The sequence below is a fragment of the Tepidicaulis marinus genome (genome assembly GCF_000739695.1).
Classification (GTDB): Bacteria; Pseudomonadota; Alphaproteobacteria; order Parvibaculales; family Parvibaculaceae; genus Tepidicaulis; species Tepidicaulis marinus.
Genome location: NZ_BBIO01000009.1, coordinates 50,900 through 72,712 on the forward strand (window position 1 = coordinate 50,900; position 21,813 = coordinate 72,712).

Here is a 21,813-nt window from a genome sequence, read left to right on the forward strand (position 1 = left end):
TCACTCAATCCGGCATGATCCGATAAGCGCAGCGCCGCCCGCCTTCGAGCAGATAGTCGGTGCGGGCAACCGTGACGCCCTCGCCCAGCACTTCTTCGAAAAGATGCAATTCCGCCCGGCAAAAGCCCTGGCAGATCGCGGCCGCCGCACAGATCGGGCAATGATCCTCGATCAGAAGAAAACTGCCGTCAGCGGCTTTTTCCACCCGCGCCATATAGCCTTCCGCAGCCCGGAGCGCCGCCAACTTTTCCACCCGCGCCTCCAGCGTCTTGCACGCGCGGAGCGCGGTGTCATAGACCTCCTTGGCACTTTTCTCGCGCTTATCGATGAGCCGGGTCAGCCCCTCTTCCCCGTAAAGCTCGCGCACCGAGGAAATCAGCTCCAGCGTCAGGTCCGAATGGCGGTCGGGAAAGCGGCCATGGCCTTTATCGGTGAGCCGCCAGGCCTGTTTCGGCCGGCCCACGCCCGCGCGCCGCTCGAAGGAGGCAACGAGCCCCTCCTCTTCCAGCTTCTTTAAATGCTGACGCGCGCCCATGCCCGTCATGCCGAGCGCCGCGCCGAGGGTCTGCGCGTTCTGCGGCCCCCGCGTCTTGAGCAGATAGAGAAGATCGTCAGCACGCAGGCTCATGCGAATGTTTTCTCCAATTTGGAAAGCGCGTCCGGAGAATTTATCCGTTCAAAATTAGTAGCTTGGATAAATGAGGTTGACAATCATTTTTTATAAACATATTTCTTTATAAAAGAACGAAGGACGGCCCGTCATGCACCTTTCCCACGAAGAAGAACCGGCTCCCGTCCTTGCAGCCCCCTTGGCCGATCCCCAAGCCAGCCCCCAGGCCGACCCCCTGTCTGCCCGCCAGCGCTTCTTCAGCCTGGCCGCCGTCATCTGGGCCATGGCCATGGTGACCTTCATCATCGGCCTGACCTTTCCTTTTCTCGCCCTGCTGCTGGAGCGCCAGGGCGTCAGCACGGCCATGATCGGTTATTCCACCGCCGTGCAAGGCATGGCGATTCTCTTCATCGCGCCTTTCGCGCCCCGCCTTATCGCTTTCATGGGGCCGAACTGGAGCATGGCGGTCGGCATGGGCGGCTCGGCGCTATGCATCGCGCTTTTGCCGCTTTGGCCGAATGTCTGGGCCTGGTTCCCGCTGCGCTTTGCCCTTGGCGCCGTCTCGAGCCTCTTGTGGATCGCAAGCGAAGCCTGGATCAATTCCGTGGCACGGGAGGAAACCCGCGGCCGCGTCGTCTCCGTCTATTCCATCGCCGGCGCGGCGGGCTTCACGATGGGCCCCGCCATCCTCACGCTTATCGGCACGCAAACGAACCTGCCCTTCCTCATCGCGGTCACCGCGCTTGTCCTTCCCTGCCTGCCGCTGCTGCTGGCGCCGACAGCCGGGATCACCTTCGAGAAAACCGAGAAAGGCGGCTGGGGCCGCGTCCTGGCGCTAGCCCCTGCCCCCATTCTCATCACCTTCATTTTCGCAGGTTCCGAAGAAGCGCTGCATACGTTCTTTGCGATTTTCACCATGGAGCTGGGGGAAGGGGAAACGCTGGCGCTGCGCCTCATCGCGGCGCTCGGCTTCGGCGGCATCGTCCTCGGCTATCCCATCGGCTGGCTTGCCGATCACGTCAACCGGCTTAACCTGCTCATCCTCCTGACGCTGACGATCTTTGCGGCGATCCTTGCCGTGCCGCAAATCTTCAACGTCTACCCGCTGAATTACATCTACTTTCTCGTCCTCGGCGGGATCATGGGCGGCACCTATACGGTCGGCATGACCCTGCTCGGCGAGCGCTTCGAAGGAGCGGACCTCGTCACAGCCAGCACCATGACCACCACGTTCTGGGGCGTCGGCGCCGTGGCAGGGCCCAGCCTTGCCGGCCAAAGCATGGGGATGATGGGACCCAACGGGCTTATCTTCGCCATTTGCTTCGTCATTCTTCTTTATCTGCCTTTTCCGCTCTGGGAACGGTGGCGCCTTTTGCGCCCCCGCGCCCGGACATGACGGGGCGGGCACACTGCACCCCCCTGCCGCAGCACTCCCGCCCCGTCATAAAACCACGCTTGTTCATTTGCTCTGCATGACTATTATGCCCGTCTCACCATTCAGGGAGGATGAGATGGGGGAGCGCGTGCCGGAAAAGGCCGGGCGGCAGTTTTGGCGTGCCGGGTTTTTCTTCGTAGGTCTCGGCCTTGCCGCTGCCTTTTATGGCGGCTTCACGCTTTTCGCGGGCAACATGCCTGAAGAAGAAGCCGCTGCGCTATCCGTCACGGCATCGCCAGTGCTTTGGAACCCGGATGACTGGGAGGAGAAGCAGACCGGCAAGTTGCGCTTCATTGCCGGGCTCGAGCTTTCCTCGGACAACCCGGATTTCGGCGGTCTGTCCGGCCTTTGGATTTCCCCCGATGGAACGGCGCTGCTTGCCGTTACCGATCAGGGCAACTGGCTGAGCGCGCGGCCCGTGCACACGGGTATCGCCCTCTCCGCGCTTGAAGCGGTGCATCTTGCCCCCTTGCGCGGGCCGGACGGCCAGCCGCTTGACGGTAAAGCCATGCAGGACGCAGAAAGCCTTGCCCTTGGCGGCGGCCTTGCCTGTGTGAGCTTTGAACGCGTGCACCGCATTTCCTGTTACACGCACGAGGAAGGAACGATCGGGCCTTACGCGGCCGATATCGGCCTCGGCGCGCTGAAAGAGGCGTTGCCCTCCAATGGCGGGATTGAAGCATTGGCCGTCCTGCCAGGCAAAGAAACGCCGCCTGCCCTTCTTGCCATTGGCGAGAAAGCGGGTGAAGACGGGTTGATGCCCGCCGCCTTTCTTTCTGCTGCCGGCGTAAAAACCGCCGCTATCAGGGGAAAAGACCCCTTCTCCATTACCGATGCCGCCTTCACCGCAAAAGGCGACCTCATTCTTGTCGAACGCCGCTACAGCCCGCTTTCCGGCGTCGGCTTGCGCCTGCGCCGGATAAAAGCAAGCACGCTGAATGAAGAAGGACCGCTCACGGGCGAGGAGCTTCTCAATGCGGGCCAGTCCTACACGATCGACAATATGGAAGGCCTCGCCATCCGCGAGACGGCGCAAGGGCGCACCTTTCTCTATTTGATCTCCGACGACAATTTCAGCGCCGCCCAGCGCACCTTGCTCTTGCAGTTCGAGCTGATCGAATGAAAGCAGCCCTTTACGGCGCTCAAACGCAAGTTGCGTCAATCGAAACCCGCCAACAAGTACAACGGGTCTAAACTAACACCCCTTAGACTACCGCCCTTCGAAAGCGGATGACGCTGACCGAGAAGAAGGCAAGGCCCAGCGCGGCAATGGCGGCGAATTCCGGCCAGACGATATCGAAACCCGCCCCCCGGAAAAGGATCGCCTGCGCGATGCTCACGAAATGGCGTGAGGCCAGAAGAAGTGTCATCGGCTGAAGCCACTCGGGCTGGCTTTCGATGGGAGAGAAACTGCCGGAGAGCATGTTCATCGGCAGGATGATCAGAATGATCAAGAGCCCGAGCTGCGGCATGGAGCGGGTGAAAGTGCCAAGAAACACCCCGAAGGACGCCGCAAAAAAAATGTAAAGGGCGGTGCCCGCGAGAAAGAGCGGCATGGACCCGGAAAACGGCACGCCCAGCACGCCTCCGACCAGCAGGAAAAGCGACAAGGTGGCCGCCACAAAAATAACGAGCCCATTCGCCCAGATTTTTGCTGAGAGAATTTCAAGCGGCGTGAGCGGCATGACAAGAAGATGCTCGACGGTGCCGTGCTCACGCTCGCGGATGAGCGCCGAGCCGGTCAGAATGATCGTAAGCATCGTCAACATGTCGATGATACCCGCGATAGCGGCAAACCATTCCGATGTAAGGTTTGGATTAAAGGCGTAGCGCGTTTCAAGCCGCACCGGCAGGACGCTTTCGGCCGGCGGCTGCTTCAAGAAGCGGCGTATCTCATCCCTTATGATGTTCTGAATATAAGCCGCGCCGATCTGCGCCTGCATGACGGCGGTCGCGTCGATATTCACCTGCACGGCAGGCCGCCGCCCGGCAATGATATCGGCTTCGAAATTGGGCGGAATATCGATGACGAACATGTAGCGCCCGCTATCCATATGCTCATCGATATCGGTAACGGCGATCGGCTGCGGCTCCTTGAAATAAGGCGGAAAGAACGCTTCACCGATACGCGCGGAAAGCACGGACCTGTCCTCATCGGCAATGGCAATCGCCGCATTGTGGACATCGGCGGATATGCCCGTCGCCATGGAGTAAATGGCAAAACTGAAGGCATAGATCACAAAGAAGAACAGCACCTTGTCATGGAAAAGCGAGCGCAATTCCTTAAGACCAAGCCGGTAGATGTTTTGCAGGCGCTCCATTTCACCGCCCCTGCTTTTTAAGGAAAAAGAGGCTGAGCGCGGTCAGCACCGGCACGAAGAGACTAAGAAGCGCGGTGTGAGGGAGAAGCTGCCCGAAACCGAGCGCCTTGGTAAAAGCGCCCACGCTCACCTTGACGAAATAGCTCGCCGGCCAAAGATCGCCGATCACCCGCCCCGCGCCCTCGAGCGTTGCCACCGGTTGCAGCATGCCGGAAAAATGCAGCGTCGGTGTCATGGTCAACACCCCTACCGCAACAAGCGCGGCGATCTGCGTGCGGGTGAAAGAGGAAACAAGAAAGCCGATACCCGTCGTCGCGGTTACGTAAACGAGGGCGCTGAGCGCAAGGCCGGTAAAGCTCCCTTTCATGGGAATGGCGAAGATGAAAACCGCCATTAAAAAGAGAATGACGAAATTGATCATCGAAATGGCGATGTAAACCACCTGCTTGCCTGCCAGAAACTCCATGCGCGTTACCGGCGTCACGTAGAAATTCGTGATCGTGCCGAGCTCTTTTTCCCGCACCACACTGAGCGCCATGAGAATGGCGGGAATGAAAAGCAGAAGAAACGGCACCATGGCGGGCACCATGGCGTAAACGCTCCGGAAATCCTGATTGTAGCGGTAGCGCATCTCGATATCGGCCGCCCCGAAGCGCAGTTCCTGCCCATAGATTCGCCAAGACATGTCGGCGAGATAGGCCAGATGCAGCCCCTGCACATAGCCGCCGATCGTCTCCCCCCGGAACGGCATGGCCCCGTCCACCCAGACGGAAACTTCCGTCTGATGACCGCGCCGCAAGTCTTTCCCAAAGCCCGGCGGGATTTCGACGGCCAGCGCAATGTCGTTGCTCTTCAGGCGCGCATCGAGCTCCGCATGGCTTGCAAGCGGCGCTTGTTCGAGGAAATAGCGCGAACCGCTATACCCTTCGAGATAGGTACGGCTTTCGGGCGTTCGGTCGTTATCCAGCACCGCATAGCGCAGATCCTCCACATCCGTGGAAATGCCGTAAGCCAGCACCACCATCAAAATGGCCGTGCCGAGAAAGGCAACCGCCAGGCGGATGGGATCGCGCCAAAGCTCCATCGCCTCCCGGTAGGCATAGGCGGTGAACCGCCGCCTGCTCCGTGTAAAAGCGCTCTCGCGGCCAGCGGCTTGCCTTTTCTCCCCGGCGGAGGCGCCATGCTGCAACTGGCCATCTCCCTCGCTCAAACTGGGGCGCACTTCCTTCAGATATCCGATAAAGGCTTCTTCAAGGCTCGTAGCCCCTTGCCGCTTCATGAGGGCCGCCGGTGTTTCAACCGCAAGCACGCGGCCCGCATCCATGAAGGAAAGCCGGTCGCAGCGCTCCGCCTCGTTCATGAAATGAGTGGAAATGAAAATCGTCACGCCTTCATTGCGCGACAGATCGACCAGGATTTCCCAGAACCCGTTCCGGGCAACAGGATCGACCCCGGATGTCGGCTCATCGAGAATGAGAATTTCCGGCGCATGTACAACGGCCACCGCGAGTGAAAGACGCTGGCGCACGCCGAGCGGCAATTTCTCCGCCAGTTCCTCTGCATAATGTTCAAGATCGAAGCGGTGAATGAGCTCGGCAATGCGCGCCTCCATCCTCTCCCGCGGCAGATGAAAGAGCCGGGCGTGAAGATCGAGGTTCTGCCGCACCGTCAGCTCCGTATAGAGCGAAAAGGACTGCGACATGAAGCCCACGCGCTTGCGGTTCTCCAGATTGCGGCCGTTCACCGCCTCGCCGAAAAGCCGGGCGCTGCCTTCGCTGGGCGGCAAAAGGCCCGTCAGCATTTTCATCGTCGTCGTCTTGCCGCAGCCATTCGGCCCCACGAACCCGAAAATCTCTCCCCGCTCGATGCGGAAATCGGCATGATCAACCGCCGTGAAATCTCCGAAACGGCGGGTGAGCCCCCGCGCCTCGATGGCGATCTCGCCTTCCCCTTCCGGGCGGGGCGGCACATTAAGCGCCTCATGCCCGCGCCGCACAGCCTCAGGCAGAAGCGCAACGAAAGCCTGCTCAAGATCTTCCGCGCCCGTCTGCCTCTTGATCTCATCGGGCGTGCCTTCAGCCAGCACCTTGCCGTCGTTCATGGCAAAGAGCCGGTCGAAATCTTCGGCTTCTTCCATATAGGCCGTTGCGACCAGCACGCTCATTTCCGGGCGCTGGCGGCGAATCCGCGCAATAAGGTCCCAGAACTGGAGCCGGGAAAGCGGATCGACCCCCGTCGTCGGTTCATCGAGAATGAGAAGATCGGGATCGTGGATAAGCGCGCAGCAGAGACCGAGCTTCTGCTTCATGCCGCCGGAAAGCTTGCCCGCCGGCCGGTCCGGAAAAGGATCAAGCCCCGTGGCTTTAAGAAGATCTTCGATGCGTCGCGCCCGCTCCGCCCTTGGCAGCCCAAAGAGCCGGCCGAAGAAATCCAGATTCTCGAAGACGGAGAGGCTCGCATAAAGATTCTTACCGAGCCCCTGCGGCATATAGGCGATCCGGGGCATGACCTTGCGCCGGTGCCGCGCCCGCGCCATGTCGCCGCCGAGCACCTGCACCGTGCCGCTCTGAAGCTTGGTCGCGCCCGCCACAAGTCCGAGCAGGGTCGATTTGCCGACCCCGTCGGGTCCGATCACCCCGATCATGCAGCCCGCAGGAAATTCGAGCGTAATGCCGTCAAGCGCCGCCGTGCCGTTATAGGCATGGTGGACACCGGAAAGCCGCACGACACTGCTCATGGCTTGCCCCGCGCTATTCGGGCAGGCGGACGGTAAGACTGTCCGGCCAGGCCATCGTGCGGTCGAGTTTCACATAGGCCACACCAGGCAGGCCCGTTTTCACCTGCGTCATATATTGTGTGAGAAGTTCACGCGGTATCCGCACTTTAACGCGGAACATCAGTTTCTCGCGCTCGGAACGCGTTTCGACTTCCTTCGGCGTGAACTGCGCCTGAGCGGAGACGAAAGAGACATGCGCCGGCACCACGTAATCGGGGGCGGCATCGAGAATGATGCGCGCTTCCCCGCCGATCGCCACGCGCCCCGCCTCCGATGTCGGCAAAAAGATGGTCATATAGACATCCGTCACATCGAGCAGCGTCAACACTTTGCCGCCGCCTGCCAGCACCTCCCCCGGCTCCGCCAGCCGGTAAAGCACCCGGCCCGAAGTAGGCGCAGTGAGCGCGGCTTCCTTCAATTGCGCGTTCAGCCTGTCCAGATTGGCCATGGCGGAAAGAACGGCCTCCTGCGCATTACCAAGCCCTGCCTTGCCTTGATCCAGCGCCGCCTTCGCGCCATCGCGCGCGGTGCGGCGCTGATCGACCCGCTCCTCGGAGACATGCCCTTTGCCGAACAGAATGAGCGCACGCTCAAGTTCCCTCTCAGCCAGACTCAGCTCGCTTTCCAATCTGGCGATCTGCGCTTCCGCTTCGCTGCGCACTTGCCGCAAACGCCGGATTTCCGCTTCCGCTTGCCGGATTTGCGCCTGCAGCTCCTCGGTATCCATGCGGGCCAGAAGCTGGCCGGCCTCGACCATATCCCCTTCATCGACCAATATCTCGGCGACACGGCCGGCATATTTCGTGGCGATATCGGTCTCATCCGCTTCGATGCGGCCATTGCCCCAGGCGATGCCTTCGGGCACGCTGTTCCGGCTTTCAAGCCACCAGTAAATGCCGGCACCGCCCACTATCACGGCGCAAAGAAGCGCCGCGATGAGCCACTTGTTCAACCCGTCCGTCAACCTACTCAACCTTCCCGTCTTAAATGCCGGTCCGCCTCACGGCAGAATTTGCGTGCCTGCCGTGCCATCCGCCACCGATGCAGCTTCCTTCAAACTGCCGATCGCGGCAGGCCGTCCCGTCTCTTCCACGAACCGGCACACCGCATCGACCTTAGGCCCCATGGAGCCTTTGGCAAAGGACATGGTTCGCAATTGGGCGGACCTAGCCTCCCCGATCTTGCGCGCCCTTGCCGTTCCCCAATCCTCGTAAACGGCATCGACATCGGTCAGAATGATCAGCCGGTCCGCCCCGAGCTTTCTGGCAAGAAGGGAGGCTGCAAGGTCTTTGTCGATCACCGCTTCCACCCCGCGGGTCTGCCCGCGCGCACCCACAATCACAGGCACGCCGCCGCCGCCCGCGCAAATCACCACCGTGCCTTCGCCCGCCAGCAAGCGGATGGTCTGAAACTCCAAAATGCCCGCAGGCTGCGGTGAAGGCACCACCCGGCGGAAATAATCGCCGTCCGCTGCCACCTGCCAGCCCCGCTCATCGGCAAGTGCCCGCGCCTCGGCTTCGCTATAGACGGGGCCGATCGGTTTACTGGGCGCACCGAATGCCGGATCATCGGGGTCCACCTGCGTCTGCGTAATCAGCGTCGCGATCTGCCGGTGCGGCATCACATTGCGCAATTCCTGCGCAATCACATAACCGATCATGCCCTGGGATTCCGCCCCCAGCACATCGAGCGGAAAAGGCGGCGCTTCCTTGAAAGCTTCTCCTTCAAGCGCCAGCAAGCCCACCTGCGGCCCGTTGCCATGTACAAGCACCATCTCGTTGCCATCGGCAAGCTGGGCAAGGGCGCCCGCGGCGCGCGCCATGTTGCGCTGCTGCGTCTCGGCGCTTAAGACCTCGCCCCGCTCCAGAAGCGCGTTCCCGCCTATGGCCACGACCACTCTCATGTGCGGCGCGCCGGTTGCTGCTGGGTGATGCAGTGAATATTACCGCCGCCCAGAAGAATCTCGCGCGCAGGCACCGGGATGATCCGGCGGTCCGGAAATAGCGCGGCGAGCGCCTGTGCCGCCGGGCCGTCCTGCGGATCATCGAAAGAAGGCATTACCACCACACCGTTACCGATATAAAAGTTGATATAGGAAGCGGCCATGCGGTTTCCGGGCTGGCGCGGCAAAGTCCCCTCGATGGCATCGACACCGGAAGCCTCTTCCTCGGTCATGATCACCGGGGAGGGCTGATGGATCTTGTGAATGTCGAGCCTGCGGCCTTTCGCATCCCGCGCGGCGGAGAGCCGCTCAAAGGCATCGCGGCTGATCTCATATTGCGGATCGGAGGTGTCATCGGTCCAGGTCAGGGCTACGCAGCCGGGCTTGATGAAACAGCATAAGTTATCGACATGCCCGCTCGTCTCATCATTGAAAACACCGTCGCCGAGCCAGATGAACGTGCCGACATTCAGATAATCGGAGAGGATTTTTTCGATATCTTCTCTTGAAAGGCCGGGATTGCGGTTGGGGTTGAGCAGGCATTGCTCGGTCGTCAGCAACGTGCCCTCTCCGTCCACATGGATCGACCCGCCTTCCAGCGTGAGGGGTGCCCGGTACCGGTCCACGCGTTCGATCTCGGCAATCTTCTGCGGCACGATGTCGTCCTGATCCCAGGGAAAATAAAGCCCGCCCCTTATGCCGCCCCAGGCATTGAACTTCCAATTGATGAGCCGCATGTCGCCCTTCCCGTTGACCAGGAATGTCGGCCCGCAATCGCGCATCCAGGAGTCGTTATAGGTCATCTCCACGACGCGGATATGCGGCGGCAGCATGGAACGGGCATTCTGAAACTGGCCGGGAGAAACGCCCATCGTCACAGGCTCGCCTTCGGCAATGGCGCAGGCCACGGCGGCAAAGGCATGCTGCGCCGGTTTCGCGCCAAGGCGCCAATTGTCGGGCCGCTCCGGCCAGAGCATCCAGCAGCCCTCATGCGGTTCGAATTCCCCCGGCATACGGAACCCGTCCGCCCTGGGGGTACTTTCCAGTCTCCTGGTCATGAAGCTTACCTCTCCGCAGCATTGCCGCATGAACAAGGGGAGGCTGCGGGCGGATACCCCGCAGCCTCCGCAACGCTCTCAGGTGCGGGCGGCACCGGCCCTCGAGCGCGAGATCAGCCATTCCCCAACAAGGACGGTGACGATCACGCCCCCGACGATGGACCCGGCATAAGTCATATCGAACTCGCCCGGCACGTAGATGAAGAAGACGATCGCCTGCACGATGAAGGAAAGGCAGAGCAGCGTAAGCACCCAGGCCCCGACTGTGCCGCCCGGCACCCGGTAAGGGCGCGGCCGGTCGGCATCGATCTTCCGCAACCGCAGGAACGCAGCGAACATGAAAAGATAGCAGAGCAGGAAAACAACGGAGGAGAACGCAAAGAGCGTCCAGAAGAGATCTTCCGCATCCGCCGCCATGAAGCCGTAAACCACGATGACAACCGTCGTCACCACACCCGTTATGATCGCCGCATTTGCCGGCGTTTTATGGGCGGGGTGGAGCTTGGCGAAAGCCGGGTTGAGATCGCCGGCATGAGCCGCTTCCGCCGCCGAGCGGTTGGCGCCCATCGTCCAAGTGACCATGTTGGCCAGGAACGTATAAAGCGCCATGATCCCGAGAAGCATCACGGCGGCCCCGCCAAGCCCTTCGGTTCCCAGAAGCTGATAGAGCGTGTCGATAATACCTTCGATGAGGCTCACCTCTTCCAGCGGCAGCGCAATGAGAATGCCGACCGTGCCCAGAAGATAGAAAGCTGCGATCAGCAGACCCGAAACGACGATCGCCTTGGGGACGTCTTTTGCCGGGTCGGTCATTTCCTCACTCGCCCCGGACATCAGCTCGAAGCCCATGAAGTTATAGACAATGACCGGCAGGAAGGCGAGCGAAACGCCCCAGCTCGGGCTCAGCGTTTCCAGAGTGATCGGATTGGCGACACCGTGATTGAAGGCGTAGAAGAAACCGCCGAAGCCGATCACACCCATGATCACCGCTTTGAAAATGGCGCCTATATTCGGCACCCATTTACCGACATCAAGCGTGATGACATTGACATAAACCGTCACCCAGGTCAGGCCGATGGCAATGGCGATCTGCGGCCAAAGGCCGAGATCGGGCATGAAAAGCTGCGAGAAGATGCCCGCGAAGATCAGATAGACCGAGGGCTGCCAGAGCGCCACATTGATCCACCAGAGCCAGGCGGTCCGCCCGCCCCAGCGCCCGCCAAAAGCGCGCTGCACCCAGGCATAGATGCCGCCCTGATCCGGATAGGTACTCCCCAGCTCCGCCGTGATCAGACCATAGGGAATGAAAAAGAAGATCAGGGTAAAGATCCACCAGAAGATCGACTGCACACCGATCGAGGCCGATGCGGCGAGCTGGTCAATCACCAGGATCGCGCAAACCGTGAAGAGGGTCATATCGAGCCCCTTCAGAACACGCTTGAACCCTTTCCTCGAGCCCGCCGGCGCGGCGGCCACATTTTCCTGTGACATGATTGCCTCCTTTATGGCCGTGACGGCCGTTCAGCGGCGATACGCCTCGCGCTCGGAGCTTTAAGAACCCGACGCCAGAAACGCCTCGATTTCGCCCTTGTGATGCGCAACAAGCTCGGGCGAGGGATGCTTCAAACGGGGGTAGACCAGCCAGACGAGAATACCTTTCTCCGTGTGCAGCCGGTTTTCCGCCTGATCGAAAATAATGGATTGCGGCCCGTCCAGCACCTCGTCGGTGGCTTCCACCCCGCGCGAGGCGGGCAGGCAATGCATCACCTTTGCCGAGGGCGGCGCCTTGGCGAGAAGCGCGCTATTGACCTGATAGGCCGGCATGAAGGCCGCGCGCCGGTCCGGAATCTCGTCTTCCTGACCGACCCACCACCAAAGGTCCGTATAAATGAAATCCGCCTTAGCAACTGCCGCCGCCGGATCGTCCGTCACGGTGAGCGTACCGCCCGAGGTTTCGCAGTTTTTGCGGGCGATCGCCTGCCAATCTTCCGGCGCCTGATAGGCCTTGGGCGCGGCATGGGTGAAGTGCATGCCCATCCGCGTGCAAATCCACATCAAGGAAGAGCAGACATTCGTGGCGTCGCCCACAAAGGTGACATGCAGGTCTTCGAGCTTCTTGCCCTTGGGCGCATGCTCCATCATCGTGAAGACGTCGCACAGAACCTGGGTGGGATGATTGTAATCCGTCAGCCCGTTGATGACGGGCACCGTCGCATCTTTCGCCAGCGCCACAACCGTTTCGTGTTTGAGCGTGCGTGCCTCGATCACATCGACCATGCGCGAGATCACCCGCGCCGTATCGCTGAGCGATTCCCGCGCGCCAAGATGGATTTCGCCGGGCTTGAGATAGAGCGCGTGCCCGCCAAGCTTCGTCATCGCCACTTCGAAGGAAATGCGGGTGCGTGTCGAAGGTTCCTCGAAGAGCATACCGAGAGAAGCACCCTGCAGCAGCTTCGGGCATGCCCCTTCCTTGTCGGCCACCTTGAGAAGCCGCACAAGCTCGATGATCTCGAGCAGCTTCTCCTTCGAGAAATCCTGTGTTGCAATGAAATGCTGCACCATAATCCGTCTCCGGCCTGACTTGCGTTACCCACCCCGACCCCAGTAGGGAACACCTGCCGGGCCAGGCATGCATTGATGCAGGTCAGTTCACGCCCGCCCTGCGCCCTTCCTGTCGCATGGCTTCGTGACATCCCGGTTATGCCCGGGATGAAGCGGCGTTCTGCCGTTAACGGATTGGGAGAATCGTCCTCTTGAGGAAGGTCAGTAGCTCAGCGTCACGGACACCGTGACGATTCCGGCTATTGTGGAAATGACCGATTATCTGGGCGTCGTCGGCAAAAGCTTTCTCCGGTGCCACCAGCGCGACCATGCGATTGCCGAACTGAAACTTCCCTTTACCTTCCCGCAGATCAAAGCCGAGGGCATTCTGCATAGTGCCGTAAGGGTGGGAGATTAGAAGCCGCTCTATCGCGCCCCCGCGATCAAGCCACCGCCCTCTCCTTCGTCATGCTCGGGTCAAGCCCGAGGGTGACGAAGCAAGACTAACCTCACGCCCCGCCATAGCCCGGCAGCGGGCGGATGAGGCGGCGGAAGAGCTGGTAGATGAAGAGGCCGAGAAAGGCCCAGCCCACATGAATGGCCAGAATGACGGCGGTGCGGTTGGCGACCGGCGCGTCCGACTGCATCAGAAGCTGCACATAGAAGAGCCCGGCATAAAGCACCCCGCCCCAGAGAATCGCGTAGAAGGGCGCCCGCCACCAGGGAATGCCGCGCAGCCGGTCGAAAAGATAAACGCAGAGGATTTGCCCGGCAAAAAGCGCCCCGGCAAAGGTCGCCATGACGGGCAGCGTCGCCAGTTCCCCTTGCACCGCCTGCAACCCGTAGGTGCTGACCGCCCAGATGAAAATCCCCGCCACGATGATCCAGGAGACGAGCACCGCGCTCATGGTCAGCCCCGGCCCATAGCGCCGGTTCGTCAGGCAAAGCACGAGAAAGATGCCCGGCAACGCCAAATGGCCGTAATTCAGCCAATAGCCGGGATTGAGATACCATTGCTCGGGCGGAAACATATCGAATGTCGTGACATAGCGGTTGCGCCCGCCATAGCTCAGCGCCAGAACCCCGATCAGCCCCCCGACCGGCAAGAGCAGCGTCGCGCAAACCCCGAAGGCGCGCGAGACAAGGCCCGGCCCGGCGTTTTTACGGCGTGTTTCGATGGATTGATCGCTCATCCTCTTTCCCCCAATCGCCTCACTCTAGCGGCTTCGGGCGCGCGGGCGAAGGGGGCAGGCATGAAAAAGGCGGCCCCGTTGCGGGACCGCCTCGAAAAACCGTATTAACGGTTAATTCAGGCTGCGGCCTGGACCTGTGCCTTCTTCTGCACCGCGCGCTTCAGCTTGAGGGCGCGCGAGGAAAGCTGGCCGTCATGGGATTTGAGCAGGAACACATCGAGCCCGCCCACATGTTCGACCGAGCGCAGCGCATGGGCGCTGACACGCAGGCGGAACTGGCTGCCCAGGGCTTCGCTCTGCAGCGTCACATTGCACAGGTTCGGCATGAAACGGCGGCGGGTCTTGCGGTGGGCGTGGCTGACATTGTTGCCAGACATCACTGCTTTACCGGTCAATTCGCAACGGCGGGCCATTGCACGTTCCTCGTCTGCTCAGGCACTCTGGATTGCTCCCGAAAGCCGGGAAGGGCCGGGTTAGGGCCGCAAATCGCAAAGGCGGGTTATTCAAATAAAAGGAGCGCGCGAAAGCGACCGCTCCTGAGGGCCGCACATATATCCGCCGCATCCGGACCCGTCAAGCCTGAAGGACCGGGAAAGGCCCGGATTCCCGCCAAAAGCCGGATTCTCGCCCAAAGCGCGTGAAATCGCCCTTTAATCGCCCGCTAATCACGCAGAAGCAGGGCCAAAAGGCTGCGGGCCGCCGCCGTCGGCGTGGTTTTGCCGGCCGCCACCTCCCCTTCCAGGGCTTTCAGACGGCTTTTCGTTCCCTGATGGGTGCGCAACGTCTCCATCATCCCTTCGCGCAGCTCGTTCCACATCCAGGCAAGCGCCTGATCGGCCCGCTGGGCCTCGAGCGTGCCCGTCTCTTTCATGATCTCTTCATAGCGGCAGACGGTGTCCCAGATTTCCGCGAGCCCCTCCCCCTTCAGCGCCGAAGCAAGGCGCACTTCCGGCAGCCAGTGCTGGCTTTTCGGCCGCATCAGATGCAGCGCCGTCTTATATTCGATGGCCGCGCGCTTTGCTGCGGGCAAAAGGTCGCCATCCGCCTTGTTCACCACCACAAGATCGGCCAGTTCCATGATCCCGCGCTTGATGCCCTGAAGCTCGTCCCCGCCGCCCGGCGAGAGCAAAAGCACGAACATATCCACCATATCGGCGACCGCCGTTTCCGACTGGCCGACGCCCACGGTCTCGATCAGCACCACATCGAAGCCCGCCGCCTCGCAAAGCAGCATCGCCTCGCGCGTGCGCCGCGCCACACCGCCCAGTGTGCCGCTGGAGGGCGAGGGACGGATAAAGGCATTGGGATCGCGCGCAAGCTCTTCCATACGCGTCTTATCGCCCAGAATGGAGCCGCCGGTGCGCGCCGAGGAAGGATCGATCGCTAGGACAGCGATTTTCAGCCCCTGGCCCGTCAGATAAGACCCGAGGGCTTCGGTGAAGGTGGATTTACCCACGCCCGGCGCGCCGGAAAGACCGATGCGCACCGCCTTGCCCGTCTTCTCCAGAAGCACGGCCAAGAGCGCTTGAGCCTGTTCCTGATGGTCGGGCCGGGTCGATTCGATCAGCGTGATGCCGCGCGCCAGCGCCGTGCGGTTGCCCGCGCGGATCGCTGCCGCCATTTCCTCGATATTGACCGGACCGCGGCCACCGCGGCTCTTTTCTGCGGTTTTTTCCATGCCTGTTGCATACTCGGGAAAGACGCTGGCGTCCATATCGAGCTTGCCCCGCCCGCCCGTTCAGCAACCGTTCACCCGCCAAAATCCAAGGTGCCTTCAGGGAACGCGGCGGCATTTCACTGAAAGCCTGGACCCCCCAATTTCGTGGCTCGAAGCTGCCGTGTTCCCCTCATCTCCAATTTGTTTGCGGATTTTAGCGCAAGACCCGGCGGCGATCTTGCCGAATGCCCCGCCGCGCTCCATCATAATAAGAGTGTCGCCTGAAAGGACGAGCGTAAGCGCTCGCCTCCAAGGGCGTCTGGGGCCGAATGCAGGATTGCACGATACACGATTGCACGATGCAGGATTGCCCAATGCAGGACCGGCGCATGCCCGACGAAACGAAAAGCGTCAAAAGAACCGCCCGCTTTGCCGCCGCCCTGGGCGCGGCCGCGCTGCTTTTGCTGCCCGCCGGGCAGAGCCTTGGCGAGGGCACTCCCGCCCCCACGCTCACCCGCACGATCACGCTCACCCCGCAAACCTCCGCGATGACCGCCGTGGATCTCAGCTATAAGTTTTATGGCGGGGGGTTCCACGTTCTCTCCCTCGACACCCAGGCCGTGATCACCCCGCAAAGCTACGAGATCGCCTCACAGGTTCAGACCGAAGGCATCGCCGATACGTTTTTCAACGGCCATATGGAAAGCCAGGCGCGCGGCGTCATGACCCCGCAGGGCCCGCGGCTTCTTTCCTATAGCCAAGACTATGAAGGCACGTTCGGCGAGCGCTCGGTCTACATGTCCCGCACGAAGGGCGGCGGCTATGACGTCACCGCCGTGCCCGAGGACGGGGTGCATGCCCAAGGCGGGCTTTCCGACCGGGTGCTGGAAAAAACCGTCGATCCGCTTTCCGCCAGCATCTTCACCGCGCTCAACAAGGGCGGCGCGCCCTGCCGGCAGGTGATCCCAGTGTTCGATGGGCGGCGCGTTTTCAATCTGCGCTTCGAGCCGGACGGCGAGGATATATTGGAGCCGAGCGTGGAAGAGGCCTATGCGGGCCCCGCCCTGCGCTGCAAGATTTCTTATGAGGCCGTGGCCGGCTACAGCCAGAAATGGAAAATCGACGAGGCAAAGAACCCGCTCAAACCCTTCACGGTCTGGATCGCCAGATTTCCTTATGAGGGCAAAGAAAAAGGCGCCGGGGAAACACTTTATGTCCCCGTGCGCCTTTTGATCGAAACCCGTTATATCAACGCCACCGCCCATCTAAGCCGGGTCGTTATCGACGGGATGGAACGCGTTGCGGCCCAGCACACGCCTTAAGCCTAAGCCTTAGGCTTGAGCCTTAAGCCAGCGCGCGGCGGCGCTCGCCGATCAGCCGCAGCACGTCCTGCGCGCAATCGATGATATTGCTGCCCGGCCCGAAGATCGCCGCGACACCGGCCTGCATCAGGAAGTCATAATCCTGACGCGGCACCACGCCGCCCACGGTGACGAGAATATCTTCCGCGCCTTCTTTTTTCAGCGCTTCGATAAGCTGGGGCACCAGCGTCTTGTGCCCGGCGGCAAGGCTCGAAATCCCCACCACATGCACATCGTTTTCCACCGCATCGCGGGCCGCTTCTTCCGGCGTCTGGAAAAGCGGGCCGACATCGACGTCGAAGCCGAGATCGGCAAAGGCGGTCGCCACGACCTTCGCGCCGCGGTCATGCCCGTCCTGGCCCATCTTCACCACCAGCATGCGCGGGCGGCGGCCTTCGGTTTCGGCAAAGGCTTCGATATCGGCGGAGAGTTTCTTGAACTGCTCATCGCCTTCATAGGCTTGGCTGTAAACACCGGACACGGATTTCACCTCCGCTTTGTGACGGCCGAACACTTTTTCCATGGCATCGGAAATTTCGCCGACGGTTGCCCGCGCGCGCGCCGCATCGACGGCGAGCGCCAGCATGTTGCCATTGCCTTCCGCACCCTTGGTGATCGCCTCGAGCGCGGCTTTCACCTTGGCATCGTCACGGCTGGCGCGCAGCTTTTTCAGATGCTCGACCTGGGACTTGAGAACCTTTGCATTGTCGATATCGAGAATCTCGATCGGCTCTTCCTTGTCGGTCTTGTATTTGTTGACGCCGACCACGACTTCCTCGCCCCGGTCGATCCGGGCCTGCTTGCGGGCGGCCGCTTCCTCGATCTTCAGCTTCGGCATGCCGGATTCGACCGCCTTCGTCATGCCGCCCAGCTCCTCGACTTCCTGAATGAGCTTCCAGGCTTCGCTTGCCAGCGAATGGGTGAGCGTTTCCACATAGTAAGAACCGCCCAAGGGGTCGATCACATTGGTGATGCCGCTTTCTTCCTGAATGACGAGCTGCGTGTTGCGCGCGATACGGGCGGAAAAATCCGTCGGCAGCGCGATGGCTTCATCGAGCGCATTGGTATGGAGGCTCTGCGTGCCGCCAAGCACGGCGGCCAGCGCTTCCAGCGTCGTGCGGATGACATTGTTGTAGGGGTCTTTTTCCGTCAGAGAAACGCCCGAGGTCTGGCAGTGCGTGCGCAGCATCAAAGACTTTTGGTCCTTGGCGCCGAACTCGCTCATGATGCGGTGCCAGAGAAGACGCGCGGCGCGCAGCTTCGCCACTTCCATGAAGAAATTCATGCCGATGGCAAAGAAGAAGGAAAGGCGCGGCGCGAACGCATCGACATCGAGCCCGCCTTCGCGGGCCGCGCGCACATATTCCATCCCGTCGGCCAGCGTGAAGGCCAGTTCCTGCACCTGTGTCGCGCCCGCTTCCTGCATGTGATAGCCGGAAATCGAGATCGTGTTGAAGCGCGGCATGTTCTTCGAACAATAAGCGATGATGTCGGAGATGATGCGCATGGAAGGGGCGGGCGGATAAATATAGGTGTTGCGCACCATGAACTCTTTGAGAATGTCGTTCTGAATGGTGCCTGAGAGCTTGTCCGGCGAGACGCCCTGCTCTTCCGCCGCGACGATGTAATTGGCCATGATCGGAATGACCGCACCGTTCATCGTCATGGAGACGGACATTTCATCGAGCGGGATGCCGTCGAAGAGCACTTTCATGTCTTCAACGGAATCGATCGCCACCCCGGCCTTGCCGACATCGCCGACGACGCGCGGATGGTCGCTGTCATAGCCGCGGTGCGTGGCAAGATCGAAAGCGACCGAGAGACCCTTCTGCCCGGCGGCGAGATTGCGCCGGTAAAAGGCATTGGATTCTTCGGCGGTCGAAAAGCCCGCATATTGCCGGATGGTCCAGGGGCGGCCCGCATACATCGTCGCCTGCGGCCCGCGCGTGAAAGGGGCAAAGCCCGGCAGGGTGTTGGCGTCATAGCCTTCTTCGGCAATCCGCTCCAGGTCCTCGGCGGTATAAAGCGCCTTGACGTCGATCCCCTCGGGCGTTTTCCAGACGAGATCGTCCACGCTGCGCGATTTGAGCTGCTTATTCGCCTGCGCTTCCCAATCCTTGACGGTTTTCTTATCGGCCATAACGCGGCTTCCCTGTTCTGTCGCTGGTCCCGGCAGGCTCTTTTACCCATGCCCGCCGCTAGTTGGCGCGGAGTATCTGCAAACAAAAAGGGCCGGTCAACGCATCACGCCCGCCTGCCGCCTCGCCCCGCACCCTGCCGTAGGGGCTTGCGGGAAAAATCCGGGCACAAGAGAGCCGAAAGCCGCGCGCCGGCCCCGGCAGCGGATGCGGGAAGTTTAACACTTCCTGAAAATCGGCGCCGCTCTGGTCCATTTTCGCACAAAACCGGCGAGAAAACACCGCCCCCGCCTTGCCGAATTCTTCCGGATTTAGAGGAAACTTTACGTATCGGGCCCATAAAAGAACGAGCGAGAATGGGGTTGAGAGGTCAGGGTTGTCTGAAGGGACGGATCCATTGCGCGTCCAGAACGGACCAGAGGACGGAGGAGCGTCAGCGCTCGAGGTTCCGGCCGACACCTATCGGCGCATCCGCTTCGACCAGATCAAACGCCTGGTGAACGGTCATATAGCCGTGCTGCCGGCGCTGCCGCTTCTCTCCTTGTTTTTCGCCTTTTTCCTTGAAAGCACTTATCCCCCGTTCGTCCCCGCGCTGTGGGTCGGCGCCATGTGCCTGCATGCCGCCCTTGTCTGGGGGGTGCGCTGGATGATGCAAAAGGATATGGCAGCCGTTGCCGCCGATCCGGAAAAATGGGCGCGCCTTTACGGCTGGACCTGCCTTTTCGGCTCTTTCGCCTGGAGCGCGATCGTGCCGGTCTTCTGGAACCCCGCCGTGCCCGAGCAATCGCTCTACACGCTGCTCGTCCTGATCTGCACGTCCTTCTTCACCGTGACCAGCATGACGACGATCCCGCGCGTCTTCGTCATGAGCAATCTGCCTTATCTCATCGTGATGGCGGCGGGCGCCTTTGCATTGCCGCAGATCGTCAATCCGGTGATCTTTCCGATCAATGTCATTGTGCTCTGCGTCAATTATTTCATCGCGCTGCGTTCGGCAAAGCGGGATTTCGACAACAATCTCATTCACATCGCAAATGAAGAGCTGATCGGCGATCTGGAGCGCGCCCGCGACATTTCCGAAGACGCGCTGGCCAGCGCCAAGCGCGCGAATGCCGACCTGTCGAGCCAGGAAGAACTTTTCCGCGCGCTGGTGGAAAACGCCAAGGAAGGCATCATTCTGACCGACCAGGCGGGCAATATCCGTTACATGTCGCCCTCCATCAAACATCTGGGCTACGATGCGACAACGTTCCTGGGCGTGCCGTTGCCGGACCTCATTCCGCCCGACACCCGCCGCAAAGCCATCGAACATTTTTCGCTGCAAACCGATGCGCCCTATACCCCGCTGCTGCTGACCGACCAGATCTTGACCCCCACCGGGCGGCGTATCTGGATCGAAGCGCGGATCACCGATATGCGCCACGACCCGAATGTGGGCGGCTTCATCGCCAACGTCAGGGATGTGACGGAGCGCAAGCACATCGATGACGAGCTGAGCGAGCATCTGGAAATCCTGAATGCGCTCGCCCAGGACGCGCCGCTCGACACCATTTTGCGCCGGCTCACTTACGATATCGAAAAGACGAACCCGGCCTTGCGCGCGCTTCTGGTCACGGTCGAAGAGGGCCTGCCGCAAAGCGTCGTCGCGCCGTCTCTGCCCCGCGCGATCCGCGATAAACTGGAAAGCGGAGAGATTTCCCACGATACGCTTTTGCACAAACGCGACATGCGCCTGGGGCAAGGCGCCATCGTGCCGGATATCGGCGCCGGCAAGGTGGACGCGCAGCTCGCAGGGTGCTTGAAACAGATCGGCCTGCGCGCGTTCTGGTCCCAGCCCATCGTGTCGCGCAAGGGCCGCCTGCTCGGCGTCCTTGCGGTTTTCCACATCCAGCCCCATACCCCCAGCACCAAGGAACTGAGCAAGACGGACGGCGCGGCCCATCTTGCCGGCCTTGCCATCGAGCGGCGCCAGAGCGAGGGGGAACTGCGCGAGGCGATGGAGCGGGCCGAACTTGCCAACCGCGCCAAGTCCCGCTTCCTTGCCACCATGAGCCATGAGCTCAGAACCCCGCTCAACGCCATTATCGGGTTTTCCGAAATCATGCATACGCAGCTTTTCGGCCCGCTCGGCGACCGGCACTATACCGATTATGCGAAAGATATTCTGACCAGCGGCCGGCACCTTCTCAGCGTGATCGACGACATTCTCGACATTTCGAAAATCGAGGCCGGGCGCTACGAGCTTGAAGCGCGCGAAATCGCCATCGGCGACGCCGTCGAATGGTCGGTGCTGCTCACCCAGCCCAAAGCGAACGAAAAACACATCACCATCATGATGGAACTGGCGCCGGACCTGCCGCCGATCCTCGCAGACCTGCGCGCCATCCGGCAGATCCTGCTGAACCTGCTTTCCAATGCCGTCAAATTCACACCCGAGCATGGCACCATCACCATCGCCGCCGAGCGGGCGGCGAATGGCGGGCTCAATTTCTCCGTCACCGATAACGGGCTCGGCATTCCCGCAGACAAGATCGACTATGTGATGCAGCCTTTCGGTCAGGCCACCAATCACACGAGCGAGTATCAATCAGGCACCGGCCTCGGTCTGCCCATCTGTAAATCGCTCATCGAAATGCATAATGGCCGCTTCACGCTGGAAAGCGAGGAAGGCAAAGGCACGCGCGTCACGCTCTGGCTGCCGCCCGAAAGGCTGTGCCTGGAAGACGAACCCGTCGCCGCTTCCTGAACCTCCCCAAAAGAAAAGGCGCCCTGAGGCGCCTT

Annotated in this window: 17 protein-coding genes; 5 read left to right on the plus strand and 12 right to left on the minus strand. The window is 61.1% G+C overall.

From position 1 onward, the window contains the following. Positions 1-4: 4 nt before the first annotated feature. Positions 5-628 (minus strand): helix-turn-helix transcriptional regulator, encoded by a 624-nt coding sequence (locus M2A_RS09605; RefSeq protein ID WP_045446424.1) that lies wholly within the window; start codon positions 626-628, stop codon positions 5-7. A gap of 133 nt (positions 629-761) precedes the next feature. Between M2A_RS09605 and M2A_RS09610 the strand changes: the two genes are divergently transcribed. Together M2A_RS09610 and M2A_RS09615 are read left to right on the plus strand one after the other, a co-directional pair. Continuing rightward, positions 762-2,006 carry an MFS transporter gene (locus M2A_RS09610; RefSeq protein ID WP_045446427.1) on the plus strand — a complete coding sequence of 415 codons (1,245 nt, stop codon included), beginning with the start codon at positions 762-764 and terminating at the stop codon, positions 2,004-2,006. Positions 2,007-2,121: 115 nt separating this feature from the next. Further along, positions 2,122-3,168: an esterase-like activity of phytase family protein gene (locus M2A_RS09615; RefSeq protein WP_052379369.1), complete on the plus strand. Its 1,047-nt coding sequence runs from the start codon at positions 2,122-2,124 to the stop codon at positions 3,166-3,168. A gap of 82 nt (positions 3,169-3,250) precedes the next feature. Here M2A_RS09615 and M2A_RS09620 read toward each other — a convergent pair whose 3' ends face one another. From M2A_RS09620 to ptcA, 7 genes are all read right to left on the minus strand, one after another. Further along, complete coding sequence (locus M2A_RS09620) at positions 3,251-4,366, minus strand: ABC transporter permease (protein WP_045446430.1); 1,116 nt, start codon at positions 4,364-4,366, stop codon at positions 3,251-3,253. Between the two features lies 1 nt (position 4,367). Further along, on the minus strand, positions 4,368-7,103 hold the full coding sequence (rbbA, locus tag M2A_RS09625; RefSeq protein WP_045446434.1) for a ribosome-associated ATPase/putative transporter RbbA: 2,736 nt from the start codon (positions 7,101-7,103) through the stop codon (positions 4,368-4,370). Positions 7,104-7,116: 13 nt separating this feature from the next. Continuing rightward, entirely contained in the window at positions 7,117-8,115 is a 999-nt protein-coding gene (locus M2A_RS09630; protein ID WP_045446436.1) for an HlyD family secretion protein, read from the minus strand. 27 nt (positions 8,116-8,142) lie between these two features. Continuing rightward, positions 8,143-9,045, minus strand: coding sequence for a carbamate kinase (gene arcC, locus M2A_RS09635; protein ID WP_045446439.1), 903 nt, complete (start codon positions 9,043-9,045; stop codon positions 8,143-8,145). Further along, positions 9,042-10,142 carry an agmatine deiminase gene (gene aguA, locus M2A_RS09640; protein ID WP_045446442.1) on the minus strand — a complete coding sequence of 367 codons (1,101 nt, stop codon included), beginning with the start codon at positions 10,140-10,142 and terminating at the stop codon, positions 9,042-9,044. The genes arcC and aguA overlap by 4 nt, the downstream gene beginning before the upstream one ends. Positions 10,143-10,220: 78 nt before the next feature. Then, positions 10,221-11,633, minus strand: a complete 1,413-nt coding sequence (locus M2A_RS09645; protein WP_081875543.1) for an APC family permease — start codon at positions 11,631-11,633, stop codon at positions 10,221-10,223. 60 nt (positions 11,634-11,693) lie between these two features. After that, a complete protein-coding gene (gene ptcA / locus M2A_RS09650; RefSeq protein ID WP_045446445.1) occupies positions 11,694-12,704 on the minus strand; it encodes a putrescine carbamoyltransferase in 1,011 nt (336 codons plus the stop codon). Between the two features lie 226 nt (positions 12,705-12,930). On the opposite strand from ptcA, the gene M2A_RS18005 reads away from it, so the two are divergent. Continuing rightward, positions 12,931-13,101 (plus strand): hypothetical protein, encoded by a 171-nt coding sequence (locus M2A_RS18005; RefSeq protein ID WP_156101723.1) that lies wholly within the window; start codon positions 12,931-12,933, stop codon positions 13,099-13,101. 91 nt (positions 13,102-13,192) lie between these two features. On the opposite strand, the gene M2A_RS17365 is transcribed toward M2A_RS18005, so the two are convergent. The 3 genes from M2A_RS17365 to meaB form a co-directional block, all read right to left on the minus strand. Next, positions 13,193-13,876, minus strand: coding sequence for a hypothetical protein (locus tag M2A_RS17365; RefSeq protein WP_052379370.1), 684 nt, complete (start codon positions 13,874-13,876; stop codon positions 13,193-13,195). A 116-nt stretch (positions 13,877-13,992) separates the two neighbouring features. Then, on the minus strand, positions 13,993-14,289 hold the full coding sequence (gene rpmB, locus M2A_RS09660; RefSeq protein WP_045446448.1) for a 50S ribosomal protein L28: 297 nt from the start codon (positions 14,287-14,289) through the stop codon (positions 13,993-13,995). Positions 14,290-14,537: 248 nt separating this feature from the next. Next, entirely contained in the window at positions 14,538-15,554 is a 1,017-nt protein-coding gene (gene meaB / locus M2A_RS09665) for a methylmalonyl Co-A mutase-associated GTPase MeaB (protein WP_244444415.1), read from the minus strand. 368 nt (positions 15,555-15,922) lie between these two features. Between meaB and M2A_RS09670 the strand changes: the two genes are divergently transcribed. Further along, complete coding sequence (locus M2A_RS09670) at positions 15,923-16,855, plus strand: DUF3108 domain-containing protein (protein WP_197052895.1); 933 nt, start codon at positions 15,923-15,925, stop codon at positions 16,853-16,855. Between the two features lie 22 nt (positions 16,856-16,877). Here the strand turns inward: M2A_RS09670 and scpA are convergent, their stop codons facing one another. Continuing rightward, the gene (gene scpA, locus M2A_RS09675) at positions 16,878-19,034 is read right to left on the minus strand and encodes a methylmalonyl-CoA mutase (protein ID WP_045446454.1); all 2,157 of its coding nucleotides are present in this window, start codon (positions 19,032-19,034) and stop codon (positions 16,878-16,880) included. A 374-nt stretch (positions 19,035-19,408) separates the two neighbouring features. Between scpA and M2A_RS17370 the strand changes: the two genes are divergently transcribed. Further along, on the plus strand, positions 19,409-21,778 hold the full coding sequence (locus tag M2A_RS17370) for a sensor histidine kinase (RefSeq protein WP_197052896.1): 2,370 nt from the start codon (positions 19,409-19,411) through the stop codon (positions 21,776-21,778). Positions 21,779-21,813: the final 35 nt, after the last annotated feature.

Coding starts and splice junctions, on each gene's coding strand:
- M2A_RS09605 (WP_045446424.1), bottom strand. CDS start 628: ATGAGCCTGCGTGCTGACGATCTTCTCTATCTGCTCAAGACGCGGGGG.
- M2A_RS09610 (WP_045446427.1), top strand. CDS start 762: ATGCACCTTTCCCACGAAGAAGAACCGGCTCCCGTCCTTGCAGCCCCC.
- M2A_RS09615 (WP_052379369.1), top strand. CDS start 2,122: ATGGGGGAGCGCGTGCCGGAAAAGGCCGGGCGGCAGTTTTGGCGTGCC.
- M2A_RS09620 (WP_045446430.1), bottom strand. CDS start 4,366: ATGGAGCGCCTGCAAAACATCTACCGGCTTGGTCTTAAGGAATTGCGC.
- rbbA (WP_045446434.1), bottom strand. CDS start 7,103: ATGAGCAGTGTCGTGCGGCTTTCCGGTGTCCACCATGCCTATAACGGC.
- arcC (WP_045446439.1), bottom strand. CDS start 9,045: ATGAGAGTGGTCGTGGCCATAGGCGGGAACGCGCTTCTGGAGCGGGGC.
- aguA (WP_045446442.1), bottom strand. CDS start 10,142: ATGACCAGGAGACTGGAAAGTACCCCCAGGGCGGACGGGTTCCGTATG.
- M2A_RS09645 (WP_081875543.1), bottom strand. CDS start 11,633: ATGTCACAGGAAAATGTGGCCGCCGCGCCGGCGGGCTCGAGGAAAGGG.
- ptcA (WP_045446445.1), bottom strand. CDS start 12,704: ATGGTGCAGCATTTCATTGCAACACAGGATTTCTCGAAGGAGAAGCTG.
- M2A_RS17365 (WP_052379370.1), bottom strand. CDS start 13,876: ATGAGCGATCAATCCATCGAAACACGCCGTAAAAACGCCGGGCCGGGC.
- rpmB (WP_045446448.1), bottom strand. CDS start 14,289: ATGGCCCGCCGTTGCGAATTGACCGGTAAAGCAGTGATGTCTGGCAAC.
- meaB (WP_244444415.1), bottom strand. CDS start 15,554: ATGGAAAAAACCGCAGAAAAGAGCCGCGGTGGCCGCGGTCCGGTCAAT.
- M2A_RS09670 (WP_197052895.1), top strand. CDS start 15,923: ATGCCCGACGAAACGAAAAGCGTCAAAAGAACCGCCCGCTTTGCCGCC.
- scpA (WP_045446454.1), bottom strand. CDS start 19,034: ATGGCCGATAAGAAAACCGTCAAGGATTGGGAAGCGCAGGCGAATAAG.